General features: G+C 42.4%; 4 protein-coding genes. 3 read left to right on the forward strand and 1 reads right to left on the reverse strand.

The genetic code is table 11. The annotated features are described in order from the left end of the window. Nucleotides 1–462, reverse strand: a 462-nt coding sequence (locus tag IM450_RS04130; protein WP_287668464.1) for a Uma2 family endonuclease, incomplete at its 3' end; no start/stop codon positions are given. A gap of 487 nt (nt 463–949) precedes the next feature. Between IM450_RS04130 and IM450_RS04135 the strand changes: the two genes are divergently transcribed. The 3 genes from IM450_RS04135 to IM450_RS04145 form a co-directional block, all read left to right on the forward strand. Continuing rightward, nucleotides 950–2,869: a long-chain fatty acid--CoA ligase gene (locus IM450_RS04135; RefSeq protein WP_287668466.1), complete on the forward strand. Its 1,920-nt coding sequence runs from the start codon at nt 950–952 to the stop codon at nt 2,867–2,869. 61 nt (nt 2,870–2,930) lie between these two features. Continuing rightward, nucleotides 2,931–3,380 (forward strand): YlqD family protein, encoded by a 450-nt coding sequence (locus IM450_RS04140; protein ID WP_002756613.1) that lies wholly within the window; start codon nt 2,931–2,933, stop codon nt 3,378–3,380. Nucleotides 3,381–3,669: 289 nt separating this feature from the next. After that, nucleotides 3,670–3,894, forward strand: a 225-nt coding sequence (locus IM450_RS04145; protein ID WP_287666247.1) for a helix-turn-helix domain-containing protein, incomplete at its 3' end; no start/stop codon positions are given.

Below are 3,894 nucleotides of genomic sequence, written 5' to 3' on the forward strand. Positions count from 1 at the left end.
ACCCTGTTCACCCCGTCGAAAAGTTTCCACTCGTTGGTGTTTACTATTCACTAAGACATATTCCTCTAAACTTTCTAGAGTTTGATAATCATTAAATTTATCCCCCCTGTCAAAAGCTTCTGTGGAATCGGAGAGAACTTCAACAATCAATTTAGGAAAACTTTTGTAGGTAGCGGTTTCTCTATCTCTGTCATCGCAGGTGATAATAATATCAGGATAATAAAAGTGATTGCGTTTCTCTAATCTGACTTTCAAATCGGCAAAATAAACCCGACAATCGGAACCCCGCAAATGATTACGAATAATTGTGTATATATTCCCCGCAACAATATTATGAGTATCCGTCGTTCCTGCCATGGAGTAAACTTGTCCATCGATATATTCATGTTTAATGAGACTGGTTTCTTCAAACTGAAGATATTCTTCTGGAGTGAGATTATTATAGTTAGATAAAGCAATCATCGTTTTTTCTCCTAATCACAACTTTATTAAGTACCTAAGCAGGTAGGTGTTAAAAATTGTCGGCACCCCCCTTATTAAGGGGTAGGGTTGATTCATAGTAGGGTTGATTTATAGTAGGGTTGATTTATAGTAGGGTTGATTTATAGTAGGGTTGATTCATGAATCAACCCTACTAGGGATGGGGGGGATCAGAGGCAAAATCTATCTTCTACTTAATTAGAACCACTTACCTAAGCAAAATTAATTATACATCTAAGCCGTTAGTCTTTTCCGTAATCAGTAAGCAGTATTAAGTAACAGTACATTCCCTGATTACTGTTCACTGTTCACCGATAACTGAAAAGTCTCCCCTCTCCCAGTCTCGATTAGGAAATTAACTTTGCAGGACTAGATACCTGTTGAAATACTGTCTAGGAGAACCAGCAAAAAGAGCCTAGAATGGTTAATCTATATGCTATTACCCTTGTAACTCTCTATAACTACTGCTATGACAACCCTAATTGACTATTCAAATATTCAATCTTTACCCGAAGTTTGGTCAATAGTTGCCCAGCGTTTCCCCAATATTATCGCCCTGCACGATCCCCACAGTAAACCGGAAGTAATTATCACCTATCGGGAACTTTATCAACAAATTCAGCAATTTGCCGCCGCTTTGCAAGCATTAGGAGTCACAGAAACCGAAAATGTCGCTTTATTTGCCGATAATAGTCCCCGGTGGTTTATTGCCGACCAAGGTTCCATGGCAGCCGGGGCCGCCAACGCGGTACGATCTGCTCAAGCAGATGCAGAGGAATTAGCCTATATTCTCGCTGATAGTGACAGTCAGACGCTGATTGTCGAAAATAACAAAACTTTAGGCAAATTGCTGGCGAAAATCCCTGAATTGCCCCTAAAATTAATCGTGCTGCTCACCGACGAAGACCCCGCTACTGGGGCGATTTCCGTGCAGACCTTAAATTTCAAGCAACTAATGGCGATCGGGGCTGAGAACACCCTTAAACCCATCACCAAGAGCGAAAATGATCTGGCTACCCTCATCTACACATCGGGAACGACGGGACAACCAAAAGGGGTGATGTTAAGTCACGGTAATCTCCTGCATCAGGTACGCAACTTAAACGCTATCTTTCAACCGGATCCCGGCGATCGAGTTTTAAGTATACTACCTTCATGGCATTCCTACGAGCGCAGTTGTGAGTATTTCAGTCTAGCTCAAGGTTGCACCCAGATTTACACCAGTATTCGCACTTTTAAGCAGGATTTAAAGCAATTTAGTCCCCAATTAATGGTGGGAGTTCCCCGTCTTTGGGAATCTCTTTACGAGGGTATCCAAAAACAATTTAGCGAACAATCGGCCACAAAACAGAAATTAGTGCGATTTTTGCTAGAAAAGTCGGAAAAGTACGTTATTGCTAAACGTATCGCCGATAATCTCAGTCTAGATCATCTTCACGCTTCCCCCGGAGAAAGACTAAAAGCAAGAATTCAATCCCTCTTACTCTATCCCCTCCATGCCATCGGTGATAAGCTAGTTTATGGCAAAATTCGCCAAGCAGTGGGAAATAAAGTTAAAATCTTGGTTAGTGGCGGTGGTTCCTTAGCTAGACATCTAGATACTTTCTATGAGATTGCGGGAATCCCGATTTTAGTTGGTTATGGACTGACAGAAACTTCTCCAGTCGCTACCGTCCGTCGTATCGATCATAACCTGCGCGGGTCTGCCGGTCGTCCCGTTTTTCAGACAGAAATCTGTATTGTCGATTTACACAGCAAAGAAGTCTTACCGACAGAAAAACACGGTTTAGTCTTGATTCGCGGTCCGCAGGTGATGCAGGGATACTATAAAAAACCCGAAGCAACCGAAAAAGCGATTTCTCCCGATGGTTGGTTTGATAGCGGTGATATTGGTTGGTTAACCGCTGCCGGGGATTTAGTTTTAACCGGACGGGCCAAAGATACAATTGTTTTGAGCAATGGTGAAAATATCGAACCGCAACCGATTGAAGATGCTTGTTTACGCAGTCCCTTTATCTCCCAAATCATGCTAGTGGGACAGGATCAAAAAGCTTTGGGGGCTTTGATTGTGCCTAATCTTGATATACTGGCCAATTGGGCCCAAGAACAGAAACTATCCTTAAATTTACCCGATGCTCACAGCGATCGCTCCACGATTCTTTCTAGCGATCTCTACAGCAAAAAAGTCTTAGCTCTCTACCAACAAGAATTAAAGCGCGAGGTAAGAAATCGGCCCGGTTATCGTACCGATGACCAGATTAAAACCTTTGAGTTAATTTTAGAGCCTTTTTCCCTAGAAAACGGCATGATGACCCAAACTTTAAAGATTAAACGACCGGTAGTAACGCAACGCTATCGCGATATGATTAACGAGATGTTTGCCAAGTAAATATTTCTGGCAAATATTCCCTAACCCCTTGACAAAAAAGCCTTTTTAGGATAAGCAAATCATGGATGACGCACAAACCAGTTTATTACTTAAGCGCCCAGTGACAATTAAAGTCATCGTGACTCCGCGCTGGAAAGAAGAAGCACAACAGCAATTACAAGCACAAATGGCTCAAATTGACGCACAAATTCAACAATTAGAAACCCAAGGACAAAGAGCGATCGCCGAAATTCAGCGTCAGAGTCTGATCCCCTTACCCCCCGCGGCTGCCCAACAGATTGATAATATTCAAATCCAAGTCAATCAACAGAAAAGTGAGTTTCTCGAACAAAAAAACCAGTATCTGCAACAACTGCAACAGGTACAACTCTTGGAACTCAATCAAGAAGTCGCCCAAGCACAACTAGAAAGCTTTTTCCGCGTCGAAAAAGGCGATAACTTAGTGGCCAAAATGAATGTGGAACTCGTCCTTAGAGATGGCATCGTCGAAGAAATTCGCGGCGAAATTTAAAGCTAGGGTGAGCAGTTACCCGTCCCTGTCAAATTAAAGGCTAAAATCGGCAATAGCAAGGGAAAATACCCCTTGCTAACCGATAAAACCGCCCCTAGCTCACATCACCCCTGACATGACTTGATCGGGCCTGAAAAATATATTAAGATTCTTTATCGATCGCCCGGACAAACTCACCTATATTGTTGTATAACTTCATCGAAAATTTGCGTCTGAAACCCCGCCGTTCTAGGTTGGCTTTACTGTTAAATACTAGCGCATTTACACGATATATGCTAAAATGTGAGACATGGAAAAAGCCTATTCTTACCGATTTTACCCAACACCCGAACAAGAGTCGCTATTGCGGCGCACTTTGGGCTGTGTAAGATTAGTTTACAACAAAGCTCTCCACGAACGAACACAAGCTTGGTACGAAAAGCAAGAAAGAGTAGGCTACGCTCAAACTTCTTCAATGTTGACCGATTGGAAAAAGCAAGAAGAATTAGACTTTCTCAATGAAGTAAGCTGTGTA

This window comes from Microcystis sp. M083S1 (genome assembly GCF_020246405.1).
GTDB classification, from domain to species: domain Bacteria; phylum Cyanobacteriota; class Cyanobacteriia; order Cyanobacteriales; family Microcystaceae; genus Microcystis; species Microcystis aeruginosa_C.